24 protein-coding genes are annotated in these 23843 nt (G+C 65.6%); 17 read left to right on the top strand and 7 right to left on the bottom strand.

Annotated features, from left to right (window positions below; all coding sequences use genetic code 11):
• Entirely contained in the window at positions 1-2598 is a 2598-nt protein-coding gene (locus tag Q0672_RS04660) for a [protein-PII] uridylyltransferase (RefSeq protein ID WP_298620270.1), read from the bottom strand.
• Positions 2599-2608: 10 nt separating this feature from the next.
• The gene (gene map / locus Q0672_RS04655) at positions 2609-3436 is read right to left on the bottom strand and encodes a type I methionyl aminopeptidase (RefSeq protein WP_298620268.1); all 828 of its coding nucleotides are present in this window, start codon (positions 3434-3436) and stop codon (positions 2609-2611) included.
• Between the two features lie 298 nt (positions 3437-3734).
• On the opposite strand from map, the gene rpsB reads away from it, so the two are divergent.
• From rpsB to Q0672_RS04570, 17 genes are all read left to right on the top strand, one after another.
• Entirely contained in the window at positions 3735-4487 is a 753-nt protein-coding gene (rpsB, locus tag Q0672_RS04650) for a 30S ribosomal protein S2 (RefSeq protein WP_153159524.1), read from the top strand.
• A 76-nt stretch (positions 4488-4563) separates the two neighbouring features.
• The gene (gene tsf / locus Q0672_RS04645; protein ID WP_298620266.1) at positions 4564-5460 is read left to right on the top strand and encodes a translation elongation factor Ts; all 897 of its coding nucleotides are present in this window, start codon (positions 4564-4566) and stop codon (positions 5458-5460) included.
• 15 nt (positions 5461-5475) lie between these two features.
• Positions 5476-6192, top strand: a complete 717-nt coding sequence (pyrH, locus tag Q0672_RS04640) for a UMP kinase (protein ID WP_153159522.1) — start codon at positions 5476-5478, stop codon at positions 6190-6192.
• Positions 6193-6202: 10 nt separating this feature from the next.
• Positions 6203-6760 carry a ribosome recycling factor gene (frr, locus tag Q0672_RS04635; protein ID WP_153159521.1) on the top strand — a complete coding sequence of 186 codons (558 nt, stop codon included), beginning with the start codon at positions 6203-6205 and terminating at the stop codon, positions 6758-6760.
• Between the two features lie 48 nt (positions 6761-6808).
• On the top strand, positions 6809-7597 hold the full coding sequence (uppS, locus tag Q0672_RS04630) for a polyprenyl diphosphate synthase (protein WP_298620263.1): 789 nt from the start codon (positions 6809-6811) through the stop codon (positions 7595-7597).
• Positions 7590-8417 carry a phosphatidate cytidylyltransferase gene (locus Q0672_RS04625; RefSeq protein WP_298620261.1) on the top strand — a complete coding sequence of 276 codons (828 nt, stop codon included), beginning with the start codon at positions 7590-7592 and terminating at the stop codon, positions 8415-8417. Before uppS ends, Q0672_RS04625 begins: the two co-directional genes overlap by 8 nt.
• 3 nt (positions 8418-8420) lie before the next feature.
• Positions 8421-9614, top strand: coding sequence for a 1-deoxy-D-xylulose-5-phosphate reductoisomerase (gene ispC, locus Q0672_RS04620; protein ID WP_284187114.1), 1194 nt, complete (start codon positions 8421-8423; stop codon positions 9612-9614).
• Between the two features lie 46 nt (positions 9615-9660).
• Positions 9661-11025: an RIP metalloprotease RseP gene (rseP, locus tag Q0672_RS04615; RefSeq protein ID WP_298620259.1), complete on the top strand. Its 1365-nt coding sequence runs from the start codon at positions 9661-9663 to the stop codon at positions 11023-11025.
• 6 nt (positions 11026-11031) lie between these two features.
• A complete protein-coding gene (gene bamA, locus Q0672_RS04610; RefSeq protein WP_298620256.1) occupies positions 11032-13323 on the top strand; it encodes an outer membrane protein assembly factor BamA in 2292 nt (763 codons plus the stop codon).
• Positions 13324-13366: 43 nt separating this feature from the next.
• A complete protein-coding gene (locus tag Q0672_RS04605) occupies positions 13367-13861 on the top strand; it encodes an OmpH family outer membrane protein (RefSeq protein ID WP_153159876.1) in 495 nt (164 codons plus the stop codon).
• Positions 13862-13871: 10 nt separating this feature from the next.
• Complete coding sequence (lpxD, locus tag Q0672_RS04600; RefSeq protein WP_298620253.1) at positions 13872-14894, top strand: UDP-3-O-(3-hydroxymyristoyl)glucosamine N-acyltransferase; 1023 nt, start codon at positions 13872-13874, stop codon at positions 14892-14894.
• A 19-nt stretch (positions 14895-14913) separates the two neighbouring features.
• On the top strand, positions 14914-15348 hold the full coding sequence (gene fabZ / locus Q0672_RS04595) for a 3-hydroxyacyl-ACP dehydratase FabZ (protein WP_367179933.1): 435 nt from the start codon (positions 14914-14916) through the stop codon (positions 15346-15348).
• Entirely contained in the window at positions 15345-16118 is a 774-nt protein-coding gene (gene lpxA / locus Q0672_RS04590; protein ID WP_284187110.1) for an acyl-ACP--UDP-N-acetylglucosamine O-acyltransferase, read from the top strand. Before fabZ ends, lpxA begins: the two co-directional genes overlap by 4 nt.
• Positions 16119-16121: 3 nt before the next feature.
• Positions 16122-17270, top strand: coding sequence for a lipid-A-disaccharide synthase (gene lpxB, locus Q0672_RS04585; RefSeq protein ID WP_298620246.1), 1149 nt, complete (start codon positions 16122-16124; stop codon positions 17268-17270).
• Positions 17270-17866 carry a ribonuclease HII gene (rnhB, locus tag Q0672_RS04580; protein ID WP_298620243.1) on the top strand — a complete coding sequence of 199 codons (597 nt, stop codon included), beginning with the start codon at positions 17270-17272 and terminating at the stop codon, positions 17864-17866. The genes lpxB and rnhB overlap by 1 nt, the downstream gene beginning before the upstream one ends.
• Positions 17863-18318: a CopD family protein gene (locus tag Q0672_RS04575; protein WP_298620240.1), complete on the top strand. Its 456-nt coding sequence runs from the start codon at positions 17863-17865 to the stop codon at positions 18316-18318. Before rnhB ends, Q0672_RS04575 begins: the two co-directional genes overlap by 4 nt.
• A gap of 3 nt (positions 18319-18321) precedes the next feature.
• A complete protein-coding gene (locus Q0672_RS04570; RefSeq protein ID WP_298620238.1) occupies positions 18322-19110 on the top strand; it encodes an RNA methyltransferase in 789 nt (262 codons plus the stop codon).
• Here Q0672_RS04570 and bioD read toward each other — a convergent pair.
• Genes bioD through Q0672_RS04545 form a run of 5 tightly spaced genes read right to left on the bottom strand, consistent with a single transcriptional unit; the run spans position 19099 to position 23800 of the window.
• Positions 19099-19773 carry a dethiobiotin synthase gene (bioD, locus tag Q0672_RS04565; RefSeq protein WP_153159511.1) on the bottom strand — a complete coding sequence of 225 codons (675 nt, stop codon included), beginning with the start codon at positions 19771-19773 and terminating at the stop codon, positions 19099-19101. The genes Q0672_RS04570 and bioD overlap by 12 nt on opposite strands.
• A gap of 9 nt (positions 19774-19782) precedes the next feature.
• Positions 19783-20562 (bottom strand): methyltransferase domain-containing protein, encoded by a 780-nt coding sequence (locus tag Q0672_RS04560; protein WP_153159510.1) that lies wholly within the window; start codon positions 20560-20562, stop codon positions 19783-19785.
• A complete protein-coding gene (locus Q0672_RS04555; protein WP_298620234.1) occupies positions 20555-21289 on the bottom strand; it encodes an alpha/beta fold hydrolase in 735 nt (244 codons plus the stop codon). Before Q0672_RS04555 ends, Q0672_RS04560 begins: the two co-directional genes overlap by 8 nt.
• Positions 21286-22470, bottom strand: coding sequence for an 8-amino-7-oxononanoate synthase (bioF, locus tag Q0672_RS04550; protein WP_298620231.1), 1185 nt, complete (start codon positions 22468-22470; stop codon positions 21286-21288). Before bioF ends, Q0672_RS04555 begins: the two co-directional genes overlap by 4 nt.
• Positions 22463-23800 (bottom strand): adenosylmethionine--8-amino-7-oxononanoate transaminase, encoded by a 1338-nt coding sequence (locus Q0672_RS04545; protein ID WP_298620228.1) that lies wholly within the window; start codon positions 23798-23800, stop codon positions 22463-22465. The genes bioF and Q0672_RS04545 overlap by 8 nt, the downstream gene beginning before the upstream one ends.
• Between the last annotated feature and the right edge of the window lie 43 nt (positions 23801-23843).

The following is a 23843-nucleotide window of genomic DNA, read 5'->3' as shown; positions in this document are numbered from 1 at the left end:
TCAGATCGCCAGCTTTTCGAGCAGTTCGGTCTCGATCTTGAGGACCTGGGTGTCCTGGGTGAGGTTGGGGCCGCTGATCAGGAAGGTGTCCTCGACCCGCTCGCCGAGGGTGGCGATCTTGGCGGTGTGCAGGTTGATCCCGTTGCTGGCGAGGGTTTCGGCCACGCCGAAGAGCAGGCCCGGGCGGTCGGCGGCGGTTACCGACATGATGTAGTGCTGGCCGCGCTCGTCGGGTTCGATGGTTACGCCGGGCGTGATCGGGAAGTGCTTGACCTCCCGTGACAGGCGGCCACTGGCCGGCTGGTCAATGGGCGAATCCGGGTCGCTGAGGCGCTCGGTCAGGTCGTGTTCGAGCAGGTTGATCACGTCCCGGTAATGGGTTTCCTGGCCCGGATCGAGCAGCAGGAAGCTGTCGAGCGCGTAGCCATGGCGGGTGGTGTGGATCTTGGCGTCGGCGATGGTGAAGCCGAGGCGCGCAAAGAAGCCGCACAGCCGCACGAAGATGTCCTTCTGGTCCTTCATGTAGACCATCACCTGCAGCCCCTCGTCGCCATGGGTGGGGCGGGCCTTGACGACGGGCACATCGGATTCGACCCGGTAGTAGAGCATCCGCGCGTGCCAGGCGACTTCCTCGGCGTCGTGGCGCATGAAGTAAACGGTATCGAGCTGGGCCCACAGTTTGTCTTCGGTGCCCGGGCGCAGGCCGTAGTAGCGCAGCAGGTTGCGGGCGTCGTCCTGGCGCAGGGGTGTGCCGAGGGCCTGGTGGGGGGTGGCGCCGCGCAGGAGGCGCTGGGTGGCGAAGAAGAGGTCTTCGAGCAGCTTGCCCTTCCAGCCGTTCCAGACCTTTGGGCTGGTGCCGCGGATGTCGGCGTGGGTGAGGATGTAGAGGGCCGTGAGGCGGCGCTCGGTTTTCACCAGATCGCCGAAGCGACGGATCACGTCGAGATCGGACATGTCCTGCTTCTGGGCCACGTTGGACATGGACAGGTGGTGTTCCACCAGCCATTCGACGAGCGCGGTGTCGGTCTCGTCGAGCCCGTGGGCGGAGCAGAACTCCCGCGCGTCCTTCATGCCGAGCTTGGAGTGGTCGCCGCCGCGGCCCTTGGCAATGTCGTGAAACAGCGCCGCGATGTAGATCAGCCAGGGCTTCTCGAAGCTGGTGGCGAGCCGCGTGAGCAGCGGGTATTCGTGGGCGTGTTCCGACACCATGAAGCGGCGCACGTTGCGCAGCACCTGCATGATGTGTTGATCCACGGTGTAGACGTGGAACAGGTCGTGCTGCATCTGCCCGACGATTCGGCGCCAGGCCGGCAGGTAGAAGCTGAGGATGCCGTACTGGTTCATCCGGCGCATCTCCTGCACCACGCCGCGTTTCTGCTGGAGCAGGCGCAGGAACAGCGCCCGGTTGGCCGGATCGTGGCGGAACTCGGCGTTGATCAGCTTGCGGCCGCGCCACAGGGCGCGCAGGGTGCGGGCGGTCATGCCCTTGAGCTCGGAGCGCTGCTGGAGGATCAGGAAGCATTCGAGCAGTGCGCTCGGGTGGCGGTCGAAGACGCCTTCGTCGCGCACGTCGAGGAGCTCGCGCACGCACTGGAAGCGCTCGTTTATGTTGATCGCCGCCGGGTAGCGGTTGGGGAAGAACTCAGCCCAGAAATTCTGCAGCAGGATGGTGTTGAGCTGGGTGACCTTCTTGGCCGTTCGGTAGTACTCCTGCATGAAGACTTCCGACGCCCGGCGGTGCTCGTTGGCCTCGAAGCCGAATCGATGGGCGAGCTTTTCCTGGTGGTCGAAGAGCAGGCGGTCTTCCCGGCGCCCGGCGATGTGGTGCAGGCGGATGCGGGCGTGCTGCAGGAAGCGTTCGAGGTCGCGCAGCTCGGTGGCTTCCTCGGCGGTGACGAGGCCGTGGCTGGCGAGGTCGCGCCAGTGGGTGCCAAAGCCCGCCGCCCGGCTGATCCAGCCGATGATCTGGAGGTCGCGCAGGCCGCCCGGGCTTTCCTTGCAGTTGGGCTCAAGCGAGTAGGGCGTCTCGTTGTGGCGGGTGTAGCGCTGCTCCTGTTCGAGGCGCTTGGCCTTGAAGAACTGCCCGACGTTGAGCGCGCTTCGCAGTTGCTCGGTGAAGCGATCGAAGAGCCGCGTGTTGCCACCGATCAGCCGGGCTTCGAGGAGGTTGGTCATCACCGTCACGTCGAGGCCGGCTTCTTCGATGCACTCGTCGATGGTGCGCACGCTGTGGCCGATGTCGAGGCCGACGTCCCACAGCAGCCCGATCATCTGGGTGAGGCGTTCGCTCAGATCGTGATCCGGCTCCCGGTCGAGGAGGAACAGCAGATCCACATCGGAGAAGGGAAACAGCTCCTCACGACCATAGCCGCCCACGGCAACAAGACTCGCCGAGGCGGGGATGCCGAACTCCTTCCAGATGTCCACCAGCACCCCGTCCACCAGCCGGGACCGGCCCTTGAGGATGGGCTCGGTCAGCGGATGGGCTTCGTAGGCGGTGCGGAGTGCCTCGCCGCCGCTTTTCAGGCGGCTCTTGAAGCGGGTGATGAGCTCCCGGGAAGCTTCGGGAGTTGGCGCGGCGGGCACGGTCTGGGACATCTTGGACGGGTCAGGGCTTGATCTGGGCAGAGTAGGGGGCAACGACGTCCGGGCGGGGCGGGCTGCCGGCCGACAGGGTGAGCACCTCGACGCCGGTCTCGGTGACCAGCACCATGTGCTCCCACTGGGCGGACAGGCTGCGGTCGCGGGTCACGATGGTCCAGCCGTCGGGCAGTTCGGAGATCGCGGCCTTGCCGGCGTTGATCATCGGCTCGATGGTGAAGATCATCCCGGGCTTGAGCTCGATGCCGGTACCTGGCTTGCCGTAGTGCAGCACCTGGGGCTCTTCGTGGAAGTTCGCGCCGATGCCGTGGCCGCAGAACTCGCGCACCACTGAGAAGCCATTGCCTTCGGCGTGTTTCTGGATGGCGGCGCCGATGTCGCCGAGGTGCGCGCCGGGCTTGACCTGGGCGATGCCCAGCCACATGCATTCATAGGTGATCTGGCACAGGCGCTTGGCGCGGATCGAGGTTTCGCCGACGATGAACATCCGGCTGGTGTCGCCGTGGTAGCCGTCCTTGATGACGGTGATGTCCAGATTGACGATGTCCCCCTTCTTGAGGATCACCTTTTCGTTCGGCACGCCGTGGCAGACCTGATGATTCACCGAGGTGCAGATCGACTTCGGGTAGGGCGTGTAGCCCGGCGGCGCGTAGTTGAGCGGGGCGGGGATGCAGCCCTGCACATTGACCATGTACTCGTGGCACAGGCGGTCGATCTCGCCGGTGCTGACGCCGGCTTTCACGAAGGGGGTGATGTAGTCGAGCACTTCCGAGCCGAGGCGGCCCGCGATACGCATCTTTTCGATTTCTTCCGGCGTTTTTATGGTGACGCTCATGAGGCTTGATCTGCTGGGGTTTTCCGACCGGATAGGCTAGCTCATGCGGCCTTCCGGGGCAATCCGGTTATCCCCGGTGCTGCGCTGCACATCCCGGCCTTGAGGGGTTTAACCGTATCCTGCTACAATCTGCGGCTTGTCTGGCAAGGGTGCCAGGCAAAATACACACGTCCGGCCCATTGGGGTCCGGCGGATGTTGCCACCTGGTACGGTGCGGCATTCGCGGCTAAGCGTGGCTTCGCGATGGCGAGGTCGGCAGGTCGGGCGGCGGTCAAACCTCAGTAACTGGAGTTACACAATGTCTGTCACCATGCGTCAAATGCTCGAAGCGGGCGTCCACTTCGGCCATCAAACCCGTTTCTGGAACCCGAAGATGGCCCCGTTCATCTTCGGTCAGCGCAACAAGATCCACATCGTCAACCTCGAAAAGACCCTCGTCAAGTACAACGAGGCGATGGATTTCGTGCGCAAGCTGGCTGCCAACCGCGGCACCATCCTGTTCGTCGGCACCAAGCGTCAGGCCCGCGAAATCGTGGCTGAAGAAGCTGCGCGCGCCGGCATGCCTTTCGTCGATGAGCGCTGGCTGGGTGGCATGCTCACCAACTTCAAGACCGTCAAGGTTTCCATCAAGCGCCTGAAGGACATGGAAGCCATGGTCGAAGACGGCTCCATCGAGCGCCTGTCCAAGAAGGAAGCCCTGATGGCCTCCCGCGAGCTCGAGAAGCTGCAGAAGAGCCTGGGCGGCATCAAGGATCTGGGCGGTCTGCCGGATGCGCTGTTCGTCATCGACGTCGGCTACCACAAGATCGCCATCACCGAAGCCAACAAGCTGGGCATCCCGGTTGTGGCCGTGGTCGATACCAACCACTCCCCCGAAGGTGTGGATTTCGTGATCCCGGGTAACGATGACTCCTCCCGCGCCATCCGCCTGTACGCCCGTGGCGTCGCCGATGCTGTGCTGGAAGGCAAGAATGCCGTGATCCAGGAAATCGTTGCCGCCGGCTCCGACGAGTTCGTCGAAGTGGAAGACGGCACCGAAGAGCAGGCCTGATCCCTCTCAATGGGCGCCTTGGGCGCCCATTCAGCATCCGACTGAACATCATTCAATTAGATATCCAGGAGCAAACATGGCGGAAATCACCGCAAGCATGGTCAAGGAGCTGCGCGAAAAGACCGACGCGCCCATGATGGAATGCAAGAAGGCCCTGTCCGAAGCCGCTGGCGACATGGACAAGGCTGAAGAAATCCTGCGCGTCAAGCTGGGCAACAAGGCCTCCAAGGCTGCCGCCCGCGTGACCGCTGAAGGCATCGTTGGCGTGTACATCTCCGCCGACGCCAAGCTCGGCGCGATGGTTGAAGTGAACTGCGAGACCGACTTCGTTGCCAAGAACGACGACTTCCTGGCGCTGGTCAAGAATGTTGCCGAACTCGTCGCCACCAGGAACCCGGCCGACGTCGAAGCCCTGTCCGCGCTGGAAATCGACGGTCAGACCGTTGAAGAAGTCCGCAAGGCGCTGGTTGGCAAGATCGGTGAGAACATGTCCATCCGCCGCTTCGTCCGTACCGAAGCCAAGGGTGCCGTTGCCAGCTACATCCACGGCGGCGCCAAGATCGGCGTGCTGATCGACCTCGTGGGTGGTGATGAAGCCCTGGCCAAGGATCTGGCCATGCACATCGCCGCTTCCAAGCCGAAGTCCCTCGACGCCTCCGGTGTTCCCGCCGAGCTGCTGGATGTCGAGCGTCGCATCGCCATCGAGAAGGCCCGCGAAGCCGGCAAGCCGGAAGCCATGCTCGAGAAGATCGCCGAAGGCACCGTCCAGAAGTTCCTGAAGGACGTGACCCTGCTGGATCAGGTCTTCGTGAAGGCTGAAGACGGCAAGCAGACCGTGGCCCAGCTGCTGAAGGCCAAGGGCGCGTCGGTTGCCGGTTTCACCCTGTACGTCGTCGGCGAAGGCATCGAGAAGAAGGTGACCGATTTCGCCGCCGAAGTGGCCGCCCAGGCCGCTGCTGCTGCCCAGAAGTAAGGGAGTAGCCTGACGATGAGCCAGCCCGCCTACAAACGCATTCTCCTCAAGCTCTCCGGCGAAGCCCTGATGGGCGACGACGCCTACGGCATCAACCAGGAAGTCGTTTCCGGCATCGTTCGCGATGTGGTCGAGGTGACCCGACTTGGGGTCGAGATCGGGATTGTGATTGGCGGCGGGAACATCTTCCGTGGCATGGCGGGGGCTGCGTCCGGCATGGACCGCGCCACCGCCGACTACATGGGGATGCTGGCCACCGTCATGAACGCCATGGCCCTTGCGGACGCCTTTCGCGCCGCCGGGGTCAATGCGCGGGTTCAGTCCGCGCTGCGGATCGACCAGGTGGTCGAGCCGTACATCCGTGGCAAGGCCATCCGCTACCTTGAAGAAGGTCGCGTCGTCATCTTTGGTGCCGGCACCGGCAATCCGTTCTTCACGACGGACACCGCTGCAGCCCTGCGCGGTTCCGAAATTGGTGCGGACATCGTGCTGAAGGCCACCAAGGTGGATGGCATCTACACCGCCGACCCGAAGAAGGATCCGGCCGCCACGCGTTTCCAGCGAATTTCCTTTGACGAAGCGATCGCCCGCAACCTCGCCGTGATGGATGCGACCGCGTTCGCGCTGTGCCGCGACCAGCGTCTTCCGATCAACGTCTTCAGCCTGTTCAAGAGCGGTGCGCTCAAGCGCGTCGTGATGGGCGAGGACGAAGGTACGCTGGTCTATTGCTGAGGATGAATCGATGATCCCGGAACTCAAGAAAACTACCGAAGCCAAGATGCAGAAGTCCATCGAGGCGCTCAAGCTGGATCTCGCGAAGGTGCGTACCGGCCGCGCGAGCACGGGCATTCTGGATCACGTGATGGTCGATTATTACGGTAGCCCGGTGCCGGTCAATCAGGTGGCCAACATCACCCTGATCGACGCCCGCACGATTGGTGTGCAGCCCTGGGAAAAACCGATGATCGGCAAGGTCGAGAAGGCCATCCGAGATTCCGACCTGGGTCTCAATCCGTCGTCCCAGGGCGAAGTGATCCGCGTTCCGATGCCGGCGCTGACCGAAGAGCGTCGCAAGGAACTGATCAAGGTCGTCAAGCATGAAGGTGAAGGGGCCAAGGTGGCCGTGCGCAATCTGCGCCGGGACGCCAACGCCTCCCTGAAGGATGCCCTGAAGGCCAAGACGATCTCGGAAGACGATGAGCGTCGTGCCCAGGATGACGTCCAGAAGCTGACCGACAAGGCAGTGGTCGAAATCGACAAGCTTCTCGCACAGAAAGAACAAGAGCTGATGCAGATCTGACCATCCGGTCAGTGTCTGCTTTCCCGGTTCTTTTCAGGCGGAGATTACATGGTGCGATTGCCGTTTACCAGCTCCACGCGGGGCGTACCTGAGGCTGCGCAGGTTCCGCGGCATATCGCGATCATCATGGACGGCAACGGGCGTTGGGCGCGAAAGCGCCTGATGCCACGGGTTGCGGGCCATGCCAAGGGCGTCGATTCCCTGCGCGAAGTCATCCGCACCTGCCTCGATCGCGGCGTCGAATATCTGACCGTCTTTGCCTTCAGCTCCGAGAACTGGCGTCGTCCGAAGGACGAGGTCTCGTTCCTGATGCAGCTGTTCGTGAAGTCGCTCAAGGCCGAGATCGAGCGCATCCACCGCAACAACATTCGCCTGCGTGTCGTGGGTGATCTTGCGCCGTTCGACAAGGCGCTGGTCGATCTGATCCGCGATGGCGAAGCGCTCACGGCGGGCAATACCAAGATGAACCTGACGATCTGCGCCAACTATGGCGGTCGCTGGGACATCATGCAGGCCATCGACAAGATGATTGCCGCTTGTGGCCCCCGAGAAGGCGGCTACGCCGAGGATGATCTGGCGCCCCATCTGGCGCTGAGCTTCAGCCCGGAGCCCGATCTCTTCATCCGGACCGGCGGCGAAACCCGCATCAGCAATTTCATGCTCTGGCAGCTCGCGTACTCCGAGCTGTATTTCACCGACAAGCTGTGGCCCGAGTTCGGCGAGGCCGAACTGGATGCCGCCATTGCGTCCTATCAGGGGCGCGAGCGACGCTTCGGCCGGACCAGCGAGCAGGTCGTCGGTGGCGGAGCGGATTCTTCCGGCTCAGGCCATGCTTAAAGCGCGGGTCATCACCGCGATTTTTCTGCTGGCAGGGCTGCTCTGCGCGCTGTTCCTGCTGCCGTCCTGGGGCTGGCTCGCTTTCGTGTCCGTCATCTGCGCGACGGCCGCCCACGAGTGGGGTGGCATCGTTGGCTACAAGGGCGCCCGGAGCTGGATCTACGCCGTGCTGCTGGGGGCGTTGTGCCTCTCCTTCGGCCTTGTGGCCGGGTTGCATCGGGACGACACCGTTGCGCCCTTCAATCTCGTTCCTGCGTATGGGCTGAGTGCGCTGTTCTGGGTGCTGTGCGTGCCGTTCTGGCTGCGGTCCCGCTGGGCGCTGCCCGGTGCTGGCGCCGCAGCGCTGGTGGGCTTTGTGCTGCTGATCCCGCCCAGTCTCGCAATGATCCATTTGCGCCTGCTCAGCCCCTGGCTGTTGCTGGGCGTGATGGCGTCGGTCTGGATCGCCGACATTGCGGCGTATTTCACCGGGCGTGCCTTCGGTCGGCGCAAGCTGGCCCCGGCGATCAGCCCCGGCAAGAGCTGGGAAGGTGCCTATGGTGCCGTCGCGGGCGTCGTGATCTACGGCCTGGTCTGCCTGTCTTACTTCCTGCCCCACGGGCTGGCTATTGGTCAGTTGGTGTTTGCGGCTGCCGGACTCGTCGCCTTCACCGCGATCAGCATCATCGGCGATCTCTTCGAGTCGATGCTCAAGCGCCAGGCCGGCGTCAAGGACAGCGGCACGCTGCTGCCCGGCCATGGCGGCGTTCTCGACCGCATCGACAGCCTCACTTCGACTCTTCCGCTGGCGGGTCTGCTGGCCCTCTGGTTCGCCCGGTAAGCCATGGTTTCCGACAAAAAGTTCATCACCGTACTTGGTGCGACGGGCTCGATTGGTGTCAGCACCCTTGATGTCGTTGCGCGCCACCCGGAGCGTTATGGTGTTTTCGCCCTGACCGCCCACCGGCAGGTGGACAAGCTCTACGAGCAGTGCCTGCAGCATCGGCCGGCCTATGCGGTGCTTGATCGCGCCGAAGACGCGCAGGCGCTTCAGGCCCGTCTGGATGCGGCCGGCTGCTGCACGGAGGTGCTGGCTGGTGCAGCTTCGCTGGTGGCTGTTGCGTCCGCGCCGGAAGTCGACATGGTGATGGCCGCGATCGTCGGCGCCGCGGGTCTGGTTCCGACCCTCGCTGCAGCGCGCGCAGGCAAGCGCATCCTGCTGGCCAACAAGGAGGCGCTGGTGATGTCCGGCGCGCTCTTCATGCAGGAAGTCTCCGCCAATGGCGCGACTCTGCTGCCCATCGACAGCGAGCACAACGCGATCTTCCAGGCGCTGCCCAGCGGTTTTCGCCAGGGGGTTGATGGCACCGAGGTCACGCGTATCCTGCTTACCGCGTCGGGTGGCCCGTTCCGCCGCAAGCCGGTTGAAGAGCTTGCCGCAGTGACGCCCGATATGGCCTGCGCTCACCCCAACTGGGTGATGGGCCGCAAGATTTCGGTCGATTCGGCGACCATGATGAACAAGGGGCTGGAAGTCATCGAGGCCCACTGGCTGTTCGGCGCACCCGCCGAGCGGATCGAGGTGGTGATCCATCCCGAGAGCGTCATCCACTCTATGGTGGCCTACGTGGATGGGTCGGTGCTGGCCCAGCTCGGCAACCCCGACATGCGCACGCCCATCGCCCACGCGATGGCTTTTCCCGAGCGGGTCGATGCGGGCGTCAAGCCGCTCGATCTGTTTGCCGTCGGTCAGCTCAATTTCGAACGCCCCGATCTGCAGCGCTTTCCGTGTCTGGCGCTGGCTTACCGGGCGCTGGAGGAGGGGGGCATTGCGCCGGCAGTGCTCAACGCGGCCAACGAGATCGCTGTTGGCGAGTTCCTCGGCGGCGGCCTGCGTTTCGATCGCATCGCCGGGGTGATCGCGGCGACCCTCGACAGGATCGAAGCGCAGAGCGCGGATTCCCTTGAGGTTGTGTTCGAAGCGGATCGTCAGGCCAGACAGGTCGCGGCGAGTCTCGTTCGCCAGTATTGCTCGTGACCGGAGCGCCTCTGTTCATGCGGTGGCGGTCTGCAGGGGGTGCTCGATGAGCCTGCTCGATTACGTCCTGCCGTTTCTCGCGGCGCTTGGTGTGCTGATCATCGTCCACGAGTTTGGCCACTACATCATCGCGCGCCTGTGCGGCGTGAAGGTGCTGCGGTTTTCGCTGGGTTTCGGCAAGGTGCTGTTCATGCGGCGCCTTGGTGCCGACCAGACCGAGTGGGCGCTGTCGGTCTTTCCGCTTGGCGGTTACGTAAAGATGCTCGACGAGCGTGAAGCGCCGGTGCCGGCCGAAGAGCTGCACCGGGCGTTCAACCGTCAGTCCGTCTGGCGCCGGATCGCCATCGTCGCTGCCGGACCGCTGGCCAACTTCGTGCTGGCCATCGTGCTTTACTGGGGGCTATACGCCGGTGGTGTCGAGGAGCTTCGCGCCCGCATCGGCGAGCCGCCAGCCGAGAGCCAGGCGGCTCAGGCGGGTTTCCAGGACGGCGAACTCGTGCGTTCCGTGAACGGCGACGAGGTGCAGACGTGGACTGATTTCCGTTGGCACCTGCTCAACGACGCCCTCGACCGACGCAGCGTCACCATCGAGACCATCAACGGGCAGAACGAGATCGCCTTCCGCAAGCTGGATCTGTCGGGGGTTGATGTGGATCAGACCCAGAACGACGCTGCGAGCCAGCTCGGCCTGCGTCTATATCGGCCCAAGCTGCCTGCGGTGCTCGGTCAGCTGAGCGCCGACGGCGCCGCTGCAACGGCCGGTCTGCAATCTGGCGACCGGGTGGTGCGGATTGGTGACAAGGCGGTCGAGACCTGGTCGGAGCTCGTCGCCAGCGTGCGCGATGCTGCGGGTCAGACGCTCGAGGTGGAAGTGCTGCGCGGTAACAAGACGCGGGTGGTGCAACTGGTACCGAAGGCCATCGAGGAGAATGGTCGGACCATCGGACGGATCGGCGTCGCGATGGCTGATGCCGAAGGGCAGCGAGACCTCATGTTCGTCACCGTACGCTACGGGGCACTGGATGCGCTCACCAAGGGCATCAACCAGACCTGGGAAACCGCGACGATGAGCCTGTCGGTGCTTGGACGGATGATCGTCGGTGAGGTTTCGGTCAAGAATCTCAGCGGCCCGGTGACGATAGCCGACTTTGCCGGCCAGTCGGCCCGCATGGGCTGGGCCCATTACATCAAGTTCCTGGCGCTCATCAGCATCAGTCTTGGGGTCCTCAATCTGCTGCCGGTGCCCGTGCTTGATGGCGGACACTTGCTGTATTATGTGATCGAGATCATCAAGGGCGGCCCGGTTTCCGAACGCGTCATGGAAATCGGACAGCAGATTGGAATGGCTCTGCTGGCGGCGCTAATGGCTTTTGCCTTCTACAACGACATCAACCGCCTTGTTGCTAGCTGAAATCGGATGAAATCCACGCTCCTCTCCGGGGTGATTGCCGCGCTTTTCGCTGCTTCGCCCGCCTTGGCTTTCGAGCCTTTCGTTGTCAAAGACATTCGTGTTGAAGGGATCCAGCGGACCGAAGCCGGGACGGTGTTCAGCTATCTTCCGGTGAAGGTGGGCGAGCGCTTCTCGGAAGACAAGGCGTCCCAGGCGATCAAGTCGCTGTTCGCGACGGGCTTCTTCAAGGATGTGCGGATCGAAGTCGAGAACGATGTGATCATCGTTCTGGTGGACGAACGGCCCGCGATCTCCCAGATCGACTTCGTCGGCACCAAGGAATTCGAAAAGGATGCCCTCAAGAAGGGCCTGAAGGAAGTCGGCCTCGCCGAATCCCGCATCTTCGACCGCGCGCTGCTCGAACGTGCCGAGCAGGAACTCAAGCGCCAGTACCTCGCCAAGGGCCTGTACGGCGTGCAGATCACCACTACGGTCACGCCGCTCGAGCGGAACCGCGTGGGCGTGAACTTCAACGTGGTCGAAGGCGAAGCCGCCAAGATCCGTCAGATCAGCATCATCGGCAACAAGGCCTTCAAGGAGAAGGAGCTCGTCGAGCTGTTCTCCCTGACCACGCCGGGCTGGTTCACGTGGTTCTCGAAGAGCGACCAGTATTCCAAGCCCAAGCTTTCCGGCGACATCGAAAACCTGCGTTCCTTCTATCTGAATCGGGGCTACCTGGATTTCAGTATCGAGTCGACCCAGGTCTCGATCACGCCCGATAAAAAAGACATCTACATCACCCTCAGTATCTCCGAGGGGGAGAAGTACACGGTCTCCGATGTCAAGCTCGCGGGCAACATGGCAGTGCCTGAGGCTGAGTTGCAGAAGCTCGTCAAGCTCAAGGCTGGCGACACCTTCGTGCGGGATTCGGTGACTGCTACCACCAAGGCGATCAGCGAGCGGCTCGGCAACGACGGCTACGCCTTCGCCAACGTGAATGCCGCGCCGGAAGTGGACAAGGCCAAGCGTGAAGTCGCCTTCACCTTCTTTGTCGATCCGGGTCGGCGCGTCTATGTACGCAAGATCAACTTTTCCGGCAACGCGCGGACCCGCGATGAGGTGATCCGTCGCGAGATTCGCCAGATGGAAGGTGCGTGGTATGACGGCGCGGCGATCAACCGCTCCAAGGCCCGCCTCGACCGCCTCGGCTACTTCGAGGAAGTGACGATCGAGACGCCGGCGGTGCCGGGCTCGACCGACCAGGTGGATGCCAACTTCAGCGTCAAGGAACGCGCCACCGGCAACCTCATGCTCGGCGCAGGTTTCTCTAGTGCCGAAAAGGTGATCCTGTCCGGCTCCATCGCCCAGCAGAACCTCTTCGGCACCGGCAACGCGATGACCCTGCAGGTGAACACCGGCCGCATCAACAAGACGGTCGCCCTGTCCTTCACCAATCCGTACTGGACCATCGATGGCGTCAGCATGGGCTGGGACATCTATCAGCGTAACGTCGATCCCACCTCCCTGTCGGTGGCGACCTACAAGTCGTCGTCCATCGGTGCCGGCCTGCGCTTCGGCTACCCGATTGCCGAGGATGACCGGATCAACTTCGGCCTGGCCGTCGACCAGACCTCCATCAAGGTCTTCGACACCAGCCCGGCGCCGTACGTCAACTTCGTCAATACCTTCGGCGACACGGCCCGCAGCCTGGTGGCAACGGCCGGCTGGGCGCGGGATCGGCGTGACAGCTTCCTGTACCCGACGTCCGGCGTCTATCAGCGCGCGTCGCTGGAAGTCGCAACGCCGGCGCTCGACATGCGCTACGTCCGCGGCAGCTACCAGCATCAGTACTGGATCCCGTTCGGCGGCGGCTACGCGCTGATGCTGAACGGCGATCTCGGCTATGCCCACGGTTACGATGGCAAGGAACTGCCGTTCTACAAGAACTTCTACGCCGGCGGCATCGGTTCGGTGCGGGGCTACCAGCAGAGCACGCTGGGCCCGCACTACACCGACAGTAACGGCTATGTCCGTGCGCTCGGCGGCAACCGCCGGGTGGTGGGTAACGTGGAGTATTATTTCCCGATGCCCGGTGGCGGCAAGGACAAGTCCATGCGCCTTTCGCTGTTTGGTGACGCGGGTTATGTCTGGGGCGCGGACGACAAGGTTCGGGCTTCTGATTTGCGGTACAGTGCCGGGTTGGCGTTCAGCTGGAGCTCCCCGGTCGGTCCGCTCAAGTTCAGTCTTGGCCAGGCCCTCAAGAAAGAGGACGGGGACAGGACGCAAAAATTCCAGTTCCAGTTGGGTACGGTTTTCTGATTGCAGCCGTATCGGGTGCAGATGGAGGTTTCAGGTGAAAGGTATCGGTATATCCACGCTCGCGGCGCTTCTGCTTGCCGCCTTTGCGCAGACGGCGGTAGCCGAGGTGAAGGTCGGGTTCGTCAATTCGGACCGGGTGATGAAGGAAGCGCCGCCGGCAAAGCGTGCCCAGCAGAAGCTCGAGAAGGAATTCGAGAAGCGTGACCAGGATCTGCAGCGGATCGCCAAGCAGCTCCAGGGCATGCAGGAAGCCCTCGAGAAGAACGGCATGACCATGGCCGAGGGCGAGCGCCGCAACAAGGAGCGTGAGTTCAATGAACTCAACCGCGACTTTCAGCGCAAGCAGCGCGAGTTCCGTGAAGACCTGAACCAGCGTCGCAACGAAGAACTCGCCAGCGTTCTTGATCGTGCCAACAAGACGATCAAGCAGATCGCCGAGGCCGAGAAGTACGACATCATCTTCCAGGAAGCCGTCTACGCCAGCCCGCGTATCGACATCACCGACAAGGTGATCAAGGCGCTGACCGAAGCCAAGTAAGCGTTCGCCGATGGAAATCTCCCTTGGCGAACTGGTCGCCCGGCTGGGTGGCGAACTGGTCGGCGACGCGACAATTCGTGTTCGCCAGATCGCGTCGCTGGAAGCCGCACGGCCCGGCGAAATCGCATTCCTCTCGAATCCGAAGCTGATCGCGGCTCTCGCATCGAGCGAGGCGTCGGCTTTCATCCTTTCGCCGAAGGCTGCGGGGCTCACCGAACGGGCCCGCATCCTCACGCCGGATCCCTACCTTTACTTCGCCCGCGCCGCGCAGCTGTTCAATCCGCCCAAACGGCCCGCTGCCGGCGTTCATCCGTCGGCGGTGGTTGCATCGTCGCTGCCTGCTTCCGTCTCGGTCGCGCCCCAGGCGGTGATCGGTGAAGGCTGTGAGATCGGCGACGACTGCATCATTGGCGCCGGCTGTGTGCTGGGCGATGGCGTCCGGCTGGGTGCCGGCTCGCTCCTCCATGCGGGGGTGAAGATCTACGACAACTGCACCATCGGTGCCCGCGCGGTTATCCATTCGGGCGCCGTGATCGGTGCCGACGGCCTGGGTTTCGCGCGGGATGCCGACAAGCACTGGGTGAAGATTCCCCAGATCGGCCGCGTCATCGTCGGCGACGACGTGGAGATCGGTGCCAACACCACCATCGACCGTGGCGCCCTGGACGACACGGTGATCGGCAACGGCGTGAAGCTCGACAACCTCATCCACGTGGCCCACAACTGCCGTATCGGCGACGATTCGATCATGGCGGCGATGGCGGGCCTGGCGGGCAGCACCGTCGTCGGCAAGCGTGTGATGGCAGGTGGCAAGGCCGGTTTTTCGGGTCACCTGGAGGTGGCCGACGATGTGACCATCTCGGCCGACACCAACGTCACCAAGAGCATCGACAAGGCCGGCGTCTACACGTCGATGATCCCGCTGCAGTCCCATGCAGACTGGGTCAGGAATTTCTCCCATCTGCGTCGTCTCGACGCGATGGCCGAGCGGCTGCGCGAACTCGAGAAGAAGCTCGGCGCCAAGGAATCATGAGGGAGCAAGAACAATGAGCATCATCGACATCAACGAGATCAAGAAATACATTCCCCACCGCTATCCGTTCCTGTTGGTGGATCGCATTCTCGAGCTGGAAGAGGGCAAGCGCGTCGTCGGTCTGAAGAACGTCACGGTGAACGAGCCGTTCTTCCCCGGCCACTTTCCCCACAGCCCGGTGATGCCCGGCGTGCTGATCATCGAAGCCCTGGCCCAGGCAGCCGCGGTGCTCGCCTTCAAGACCGAAGGCACGACGCCGGATCCGGATGCGATGGTGTATTTCGCCTCCGTCGATAACGTGCGCTTCAAGCGCCCGGTGGTGCCCGGCGACCAGCTGATCCTCGAAGCGGAGATTGTCCGGACGATCCGCAACATCTGGAAGTTCAAGGGGGTTGCCCGCGTCGACGGCGAAGTGGCGACCGAAGCTGAATTCATGTGCGCGATCAAGCGATGAGCATCCATCCGACTGCCATTGTCCATCCCGGTGCCCGTCTGGCCGACGGCGTGCAGGTCGGTGCCTATTCGATCATCGGCGAGCACGTCGAGATCGGAGAAGGCTCGTGGATCGGTCCGCATGTGGTCGTTGAGGGCCACACTAAGATCGGTCGCGACAACCGGATCTTCCAGTTTTGCTCCATCGGCTCCGAGCCCCAGGACAAGAAATACGCCGCCGAACCGACCCGCCTCGAGATCGGCGACGGCAACACGATCCGCGAGTTCTGCAGCTTCAGCACCGGCACGGTGCAGGATGGCGGCCTGACCCGCGTCGGCAACAACAACTGGATCATGGCCTACGTGCATGTCGCCCATGACTGCATGGTCGGCGACAACACGATCTTCGCCAACAACGCGACGCTGGCCGGCCACGTGACGGTGGGCGACTGGGCGATCCTCGGTGGTTTCACCGGCGTGCACCAGTTCGTCCGCGTGGGCGCGCACAGCTTCTGCGGCGTCGGCACGGTGCTGCTGCAGGATCTGCCGCCGTTTGTCACGGTGTCCGGCAACCCGGCCTCGCCCCACGGCATCAACAGCGAAGGCCTCAAGCGCCGGGGTTTTAGCGCAGAAGGCATCGCCGCCATCAAGCGGGCCTACAAGACCCTGTACCGCAACGGCCTGACCCTCGACGAGGCCCGCAAGCAGATCGCCGAAGCTGCCGCCTCGGCGCCCGAGTTGCAACAGTTCTCTGATTTCATCGCCGACTCCGGGCGTGGCATCGTTCGCTGATCCATGGTTGTGCGCATCGCCATGGTGGCGGGCGAGGCCTCCAGCGACCTCCTCGCCAGCCACCTGATCCGGGCGCTCAAGCGCCATCTCCCCGATGCCGAGTTCTTCGGCATCGGCGGGCCCAAGATGCAGGCCGAAGGCTTCAAGGCCTGGTGGCCGGCCGAAAAGCTCTCGGTCCACGGCTATGTGGACGCCCTCAAGAATTACCGCGAACTCTCTGGCATCCGCCGCAGCCTGCTGAACCGTCTGCTGGCCGATCGGCCGGCTGCCTTCATCGGCGTCGACGCGCCGGATTTCAGCCTGTGGCTGGAGCGCCGCCTGAAGGACAAGGGTATCCCGGCGATCCACTTCGTCAGTCCGTCCATCTGGGCCTGGCGCAAGGGCCGGCTGAAGGGCATCGCGCGATCGGTCAGCCACATGCTGTGCCTGTTCCCGTTTGAGCCCGAGCTTTACCGCACCGCTGGCGTGCCGGTGAGCTACGTGGGCCACCCGCTGGCCGATGTCTTTCCGCTGAAGCCGGATCAGGCAGGCGCCCGGGAAATGCTGCAGATCACCGGCGACGGCCCGGTGTTCGCCTTCCTGCCGGGCAGCCGCCAGTCCGAGCTGCGCAACCTCGCAGACACCTACATCGCCACTGCGGCGATCCTCCACGAGCGCCATCCTGACGCGCGCTTCCTGGTGCCGCTGGCGACCCGCGAGACGCGGATGCTGTTCGAGGACGCGCTGCGGCGCCATGCCCACGTGGATCTGCCCATCCGCATCCTGTTCGGCCACGCCACCGACGCGATGATCGCCGCCGACGTGGTGCTGGTGGCGAGCGGTACCGCGACGCTCGAAGCGGCGCTCCTCAAGCGGCCGATGGTCATCACCTACAAGATCGGCAAGTGGTCTTACCGCCTGATGCGGCGCATGGCCTATCTGCCGTGGGTCGGGCTGCCCAATGTGCTCGCCAACCGCGAGGTGGTGCCCGAGGTGCTGCAGGATGCTGCCACGCCCCAGGCGCTCGCCGATGCCCTCGATGGCTGGTTAACCGACAAGGCGCGGGCTGCCGAGCTGGTCCAGGTGTTCACCGACATGCACCTGCAGCTGCGCCAGAACACCGCCGACAAGGCCGCGGCGGCGATCCTGCCTTACCTGCGCGGGCACGCCTGATGGAACGCCTGTGCGGCGTCGATGAGGCCGGCCGCGGTCCCCTGTGCGGGCCGGTGGTGGCGGCGGCGGTGATCCTCGATCCCGCCAGGCCCATCGCCGGGCTGGCCGATTCCAAGAAGCTCTCCGAGAAGCGCCGCGTCGCGCTGGCTGCCGAGATCCGCGAGAAGGCGCTGGCCTGGTGCGTGGCCGAGGCGAGCGTCGAGGAGATCGACCGGCTGAACATCCTCCATGCGTCGATGCTCGCCATGCAGCGTGCGGTCGCCGGGCTGAGCCCCGCGCCAACCCGTGCCCAGGTGGATGGTAACCGCTGCCCGCAACTGGCCGTGCCCTGCGAGGCCATCGTGAAGGGCGACGCCCTGGTGCCCGAGATCTCGGCGGCGTCGATCCTCGCCAAGACGGCGCGGGACGCGCAGCTGCTCGAGCTCGACCGAATGTATCCCCAGTACGGCCTTGCCGGCCACAAGGGCTACCCGACACCGGCTCACCTGGCCGCGCTGCGGGCCCACGGTGCCTGCGAGATCTACCGCAAGAGCTTTGGGCCGGTTCATGATGTGATCGCCAACCCACCACTCTGGACAGACGAGGACTGCACATGAAGCTCCACCATCTGATGCTCTTCATCCATCTGGCCGGCGTGATCGTGTGGGTCGGCGGGATGGCGTTTGCGCACTTCTGCCTGCGTCCGGCTGCGCTGGAACTGCCGCCGGCCGAGCGGCTCGGGCTGTGGAGCCGGGTGCTTGGGCGCTTTTTCCGGATCGTCTGGGTGGCGATCGGCGCGATCGTCGTAAGTGGCTTCGCAATGCTGCTCGAAGTGGGCTTCGCCCAGGCGCCGCGCTCGTGGCACGTGATGGCTGGTGTGGGGCTGGTGATGGCGGCGGTGTTCGCCAGCATCTGGTTCGGGCCGTGGCGCGGATTGCAGCAGGCAGTGATGGAGGCCAGCTGGGCTCAGGGCGCCAAGGCGATGAACGAGATCCGCCAGCGGGTGATGCTCAACCTGATCCTCGGCACGCTCACCGTGGCGCTGGCCACCCTCGGCCTGGCCTTCTGAACCGTGAAGCAGATCACCTCCCGCGATAACCCGACGGTCAAGCACCTCCACGCCCTGGCCACGTCAGCCCGGGATCGGCGCACCAGCGGCGAGACGCTGCTCGACGGCGCCCATCTGTTGGGTGTCGCGCTGGAGCGGGGTTTTCAGCCGCTACGGGTGGTGGTGAGCGAGAGCGGGCGACGCTTGCCCGAGATCGCCGCGCTGCTGGTCGGCTGTCGGTCGGACATCTGCATCGAGTTGCCGGACCGCCTGTTTGCCCACGTGAGCCCGGTGGATGCGCCCAGCGGCGTGCTGGCGGTGATGGCGATCCCCGACGCTCCGGCGGCGGTGGCGCTTGCCGGCAACTGTGTGGTGCTCGACGGCGTGCAGGACCCGGGCAACCTCGGCACCATCCTGCGCACTGCCGCGGCGGCTGGCGTGACGGATGTGCTGCTCACGCCGGGCTGCGCCCAGGCCTGGTCGCCCCGGGTGCTGCGGGCGGCGATGGGGGCACATTTCGGGCTGCGCATCCGTGAGGGCGTTGATGCCGCCGTGGCGCTGGCCGATTATCCTGGCGAGATCCTCGCGGCGGATCTGCGAGATTCGGTCGAACTCTACGACCTCGACCTGCGCGGGCCGGTGGCCTGGCTGTTCGGGTCGGAGGGTCAGGGCTTGTCGCAGGCCGTGGCCGGGCTTGCAACCAAGCGGGTGCTGATCCCGATGCCGGGTGGCATGGAGTCCCTCAACGTGGGTGTTGCCGCGGGCGTGTGCCTGTTCGAGCAGCTGCGCCAGCGGCGCGCTTCAGGCCGGTAAGGGCAGTTCCAGCGATGCCGCAGCTGCGGCGGCGTTGCCGTCGGGCTGGAAGTGCACCACCCCCAGCAGCGGCGCCGGCATGCGGGCCTTGAGGGCTTCGAGGTTCTGATCAAAACGCAGCATGGCCGGATCGACCTGATTCGCCACCCAGCCGGCGATGGTCAGGCCGCGCGCGGCCACCGCCTCGGCTGTCAGCAGCGCATGATTGATGCAGCCCAGACGCATTCCCACCACGATGATCACCGGCAGGCCCAGATCCCGGGCCAGATCGGCGGTGTCGTAGTCGTCCGACAGCGGCACGCGAAAGCCACCCACGCCTTCCACCAGCACCAGATCGGCCTTGCCCTTGAGCGTTTCGAACGCGTCGAGGATGCTGCCCGTTTCGAGCGTCACGCCTTCTTCAGCCGCGGCGATGTGTGGCGCGATGGGGCTGGCGAGGCAGTAGGGGTTGAGCAGCGCGAGGCCCGGATCGAAGCTGCAGGCGGCGCGGATGCGGGCGGCGTCTTCGTTGAGGAATTCGCCGTTCACCATCTCGGCGCCGGCGGCGATGGGTTTCATGCCGAGGGCGCTGAGGCCGCGGGCGCGGGCTGCGTGGAGGAGGGTGCAGGTGACGAAGGTCTTGCCGATTTCGGTGTCGGTGCCGGTGATGAAGAACGCGCTCATTTCAGGTTTTCAGGTCTTTTCGGCGATGAGCCAGAAGGTGTCGTAGGACGCGGGCAGCCCGTCCGGGCCCCGGTGGGCTTCGTAGGCGGCGGAGAGCCGTGCCCAGGCGGTCTTGCCCAGGGGCGCGCGGCGGCGCGGGGCGCCGGTCTGGTGGGCGCCGAGGGTCTTGATGTCGGTGAGCAGGCTGCGCAGGTCGGGCGCCCAGGCGTGGAGTGTGTCGCGGTCGCTGTCGAGCACCCGCAGGCCGGCGCATTCGGCGGCGTCGATGACGACTTCGGGCGGCTGGAAGCGCAGCACGTGCTCGTCGTTGTCCACGTGGCGGAAGGCGTCGCGGAGTTCGGTGAGGGTGCCGGGGCCGAGGGTGGCGATCCACAGCTGGCCGCCCGGGGCGAGGGCGCGGGCGAGCTCTGGCAGGGCGCGGCGCGGGTTGCACCATTGCAGCGCGTAGCTTGACCACAGGGCGTCGAGGCTGCCGGCGGCGATGGGCAGGTGTTCGAGGTCGGCGCAGACGGGCAGGGCCAGGCCCGGCGGGTGGCGGCGCAGCATCGCCGGGGCGAAGTCGAGGGCGAACAGCGTGGCGGCCGGATAGGCGCGGGAGAGGCCGGCGAGGGCGTAGCCGGTGCCGCAGCCGGCGTCGAGGATGCGCTGGGGGGCGAAGCCGCGGCCGGTGGCAAGGGTGAGCAGGCGGTCGCAGGCGGCGCGCTGGACGGTGGCGACGGCGTCGTAGGCGTCGGCGGCCTTGTCGAAGGCGGCCCGGACGGCGCGCTTGGGAGCCGGGGCGTCAGTCACGGATGAAGCTTTCGATGAGGGTGGCGCAGTCGGCCGGACGCGAGACGAAGGGCGCGTGGCCGCTGTGCTGGAAGACCGACAGCCGGCCGTTGGGCAGGTGGTCGGCCAGCCATTCGGCAGCGGCGACTGGCATCAGCTTGTCTTCGCTGCCGTGGAGCAGGCGCACCGGCTGGGTGATCCGGCTGACGAGGGGGCGCTGGTCGGTCTCGGCGAGCAGGCGCAGTCCGGTGGCAAGCGCCGGCTGGCGGTTGGCGTCGGCGGGCGTGAGGGTGGCCGTGAGCGTGGCGGACACCTCGCGTCGGGCGGCATCGCCCAGGGCCTGCAGGGCGACGAAGCGGCGCTGGGTGGCGGCCGGGTCGAGATCGAAGCTTTGGCGGAACTCGGTAAGGGTGTCGACGGGTATCGCGGTGGGCCAGTTGTCGGTCTGGACAAAGCGCGGGCTGGCGGCGATCAGTAGCAGCCGGGCGACCTTGTGCGGCGCGTGGGCGGCCAGGTGCAGGGCGAGCTGGGCGCCGAGGGACCAGCCGACCACGGTGGCGCCGTCGGGCAGCGCCGGGATCAGGGCGTCGGCCCAGTCGGTGAGGGTTTCGCCGGCAGCGGGCGCAGCGCCATGACCGGGGAGATCGGGCGTGTGGATCGTCAGGTCCGACGAAAGCTGTGTGGTGAGCGGCGCCCACACGGCCGACGACAGGCCCCAGCCATGGAGCAGGACGAGCGGCGCGCTCATGTCGGCGCGGCCTCGAGGCGGTTGAGGGCGGCGACGAGGCGGTCGACCTGCTCGAAGCTGTGCGCGGCCGACAGGGTGACGCGCAGGCGCGCCGCGCCCTTGGGCACCGTGGGTGGGCGGATCGCCGGCACCCAGATGCCTTCGGCGTCGAGGGCACGGGAGACGGCGAGGGTCTCGTGGTTGTCGCCGATCACCACCGGCTGGATCGGGGTGTCGGAGGGCAGCAGCTGCCAGCGGGAGAGGCGCAGGCCGGCCTTGAAGCGGGCGATCAGGGTGTTGAGGTGGGCACGCCGAGTGTCGCCCTGCTCGATGAGATCCAGCGCGCTGAGCAAGGTGTGGGCGATGAGCGGCGGGGCGCCGGTGGTGAAGATGTAGCTGCGGCTCTTGCTCACCAGCCACTCGATGACATCCCGCTGGCCGGCAACGAAGGCGCCGGAGACGCCGGCGGCCTTGCCGAGGGTGCCCATGTGGATCAGGCGCGGTGACGACAGTCCGAAGTGGGCCAGACTGCCGCGGCCTTGCGGGCCGAGCACGCCGAAGCCGTGGGCGTCATCCACCAGCAGCCAGGCCTTGTGGGCTTCGGCCAGGGCGAGGAGTTCGGGCAGCGGGGCGAGGTCGCCGTCCATGCTGAACACGCTGTCGGTGACGATCAGCTTGCGCGGGGCCGTGGAGGCCTCGAGCCGGGCAGCGAGGGCGGCGAGGTCGCAGTGGGGGTAGCGGATGAATTCGGCACGGGAGAGGAGGGCGCCATCCACCAGCGAGGCGTGGTTCACCTTGTCGGCGAAGATCGCGTCGCCCCGGCCGACCAGGGCCGGCATCACGCCGATGTTGGCCATGTAGCCGGTGGAGAAATACAGCGCGTCGTCCATGCCGACGAAGCGGGCGAGGCGCGTTTCGAGCTCGTCATGGACGGCGTAGTGGCCGCTCACCAGGTGGGACGCGCCGGAGCCGACGCCCCAGCGTTGGGCGCCCTGGCTGGCGGCTTCGGCCAGCGAGGGCTCGGCGGCGAGGCCGAGGTAGTCGTTGGAGCAGAAGGCGATGACCGGGTCGGGCCGGTCGGCAAGCCCCGCAACCGGCGCGCACGGGGTGGTGACGACCCGGCGGCGGCGGCGCAGGCCGGCTTCGTCGATATCGGCGAGGCTGGCGGAGATTTCGAGGAGCGGGTCGATGGGCTCAGGCAAGGCTGGCCTCCAGGGCCGCGGCGGTCTGGCTTGCCAGATGATCGATCTCGGCGTCGCTGAGGATGTAGGGCGGCATGGTGTAGACCGTGTTGCCGATGGGGCGCAGCAGCAGCTCGCGGGCCAGCGCCTCGGTGAAGAAGCGGCGCGAGAAGCCGGCCGGTGCGCCTTCCACGTCGAAGGCCAGGATCATGCCCCGCTGGCGCAGGTGGCGCACGGCCGGGTGGCTGCCGATGGCGGCGCGGAAAGCGGCACCCAGGCGTTCGGCCTTGATCCGGTTGGCGGCGAGCACGTCGTCCTGGGCGAAGATGTCGAGCGTTGCCAGCGCCGCCCGGCAGGCCAGCGGATTGCCGGTGTAGCTGTGGGAATGCAGGAAGCCGCGGGCGGTGTCGTCGTCGTAGAAGGCGGCGAAGACGTCGTCGGTGGCGAGCACGATGGAGAGCGGCAGGTAGCCGCCGGAGATGCCCTTCGAGAGGCAGATGAAATCCGGCCAGATGCCGGCCTGCTCGCAGGCGAAGAAGGTGCCGGTACGGCCGCAGCCGACGGCGATCTCGTCGGCCACCAGATGCACCCGGTGGCGGGTGCAGATCTCGCGGGCGAGGCGCAGGTATTCCGGGTCGTACATCACCATGCCGGAGGCGCACTGAATGAGCGGCTCGACGATCAGCGCGGCGGTCTCGTGCCCGTGTTCGGCCAGGTGGGCGTCGAGGGCGGCGGCGGCGCGGCGGGCCACGTCGACCGCGGTCTCGCCCGGCGCGGCGTGGCGGGTGTCGGGGCTGGGCACGCAGGTGCCGGCGCGGACCAGCGGGGCGTAGGCGTCGCGGAAGATGGCGACATCGGTGACGGCCAGGGCGCCGACAGTCTCGCCGTGGTAGCTGCCAGCCAGGCTGACGAAGCGGTTCTTGCCGGGCTCGCCGTGGTTGCGCCAGTAGTGGGCGCTCATCTTGAGGGCGATCTCGGTGGCCGAGGCGCCGTCGGAGGCGTAGAAGGCGTGGCCGAGCTGGTGATGGGTGAGGGCGGCGAGGCGTTCGGAGAGCTCGACCACCGGCTCATGGGTGAAGCCGGCGAGCATCACGTGTTCGAGCTGGTCGAGCTGCTGCTTGAGGGCGGCGCCGATGCGCGGGTTGGCGTGACCAAAGAGATTGACCCACCAGGAGCTGATCCCGTCCAGGTAGCGGCGGCCGTCCATGTCGTAGAGCCAGGCGCCTTCGCCCCGTTTGATCGGCACCAGTGGCAGCTGCTCGTGGTGCTTCATCTGGGTGCACGGATGCCACACGGCGGCGAGGGAGCGACCGAGGAGGCTGGCGTTGGCGGAGTTGCGGTCGACGGACATGGGCTGGCTTCAGAAGGACAAAGTGGAGCCGGCTCCGGGGAGC

This window comes from uncultured Zoogloea sp. (assembly GCF_937894855.1).
In the GTDB taxonomy this organism is placed as follows: Bacteria; Pseudomonadota; Gammaproteobacteria; order Burkholderiales; family Rhodocyclaceae; genus Zoogloea; species Zoogloea oryzae.
Note: the sequence above shows the minus strand (reverse complement) of the source record. Positions and strands in the feature narration are given on the sequence as shown.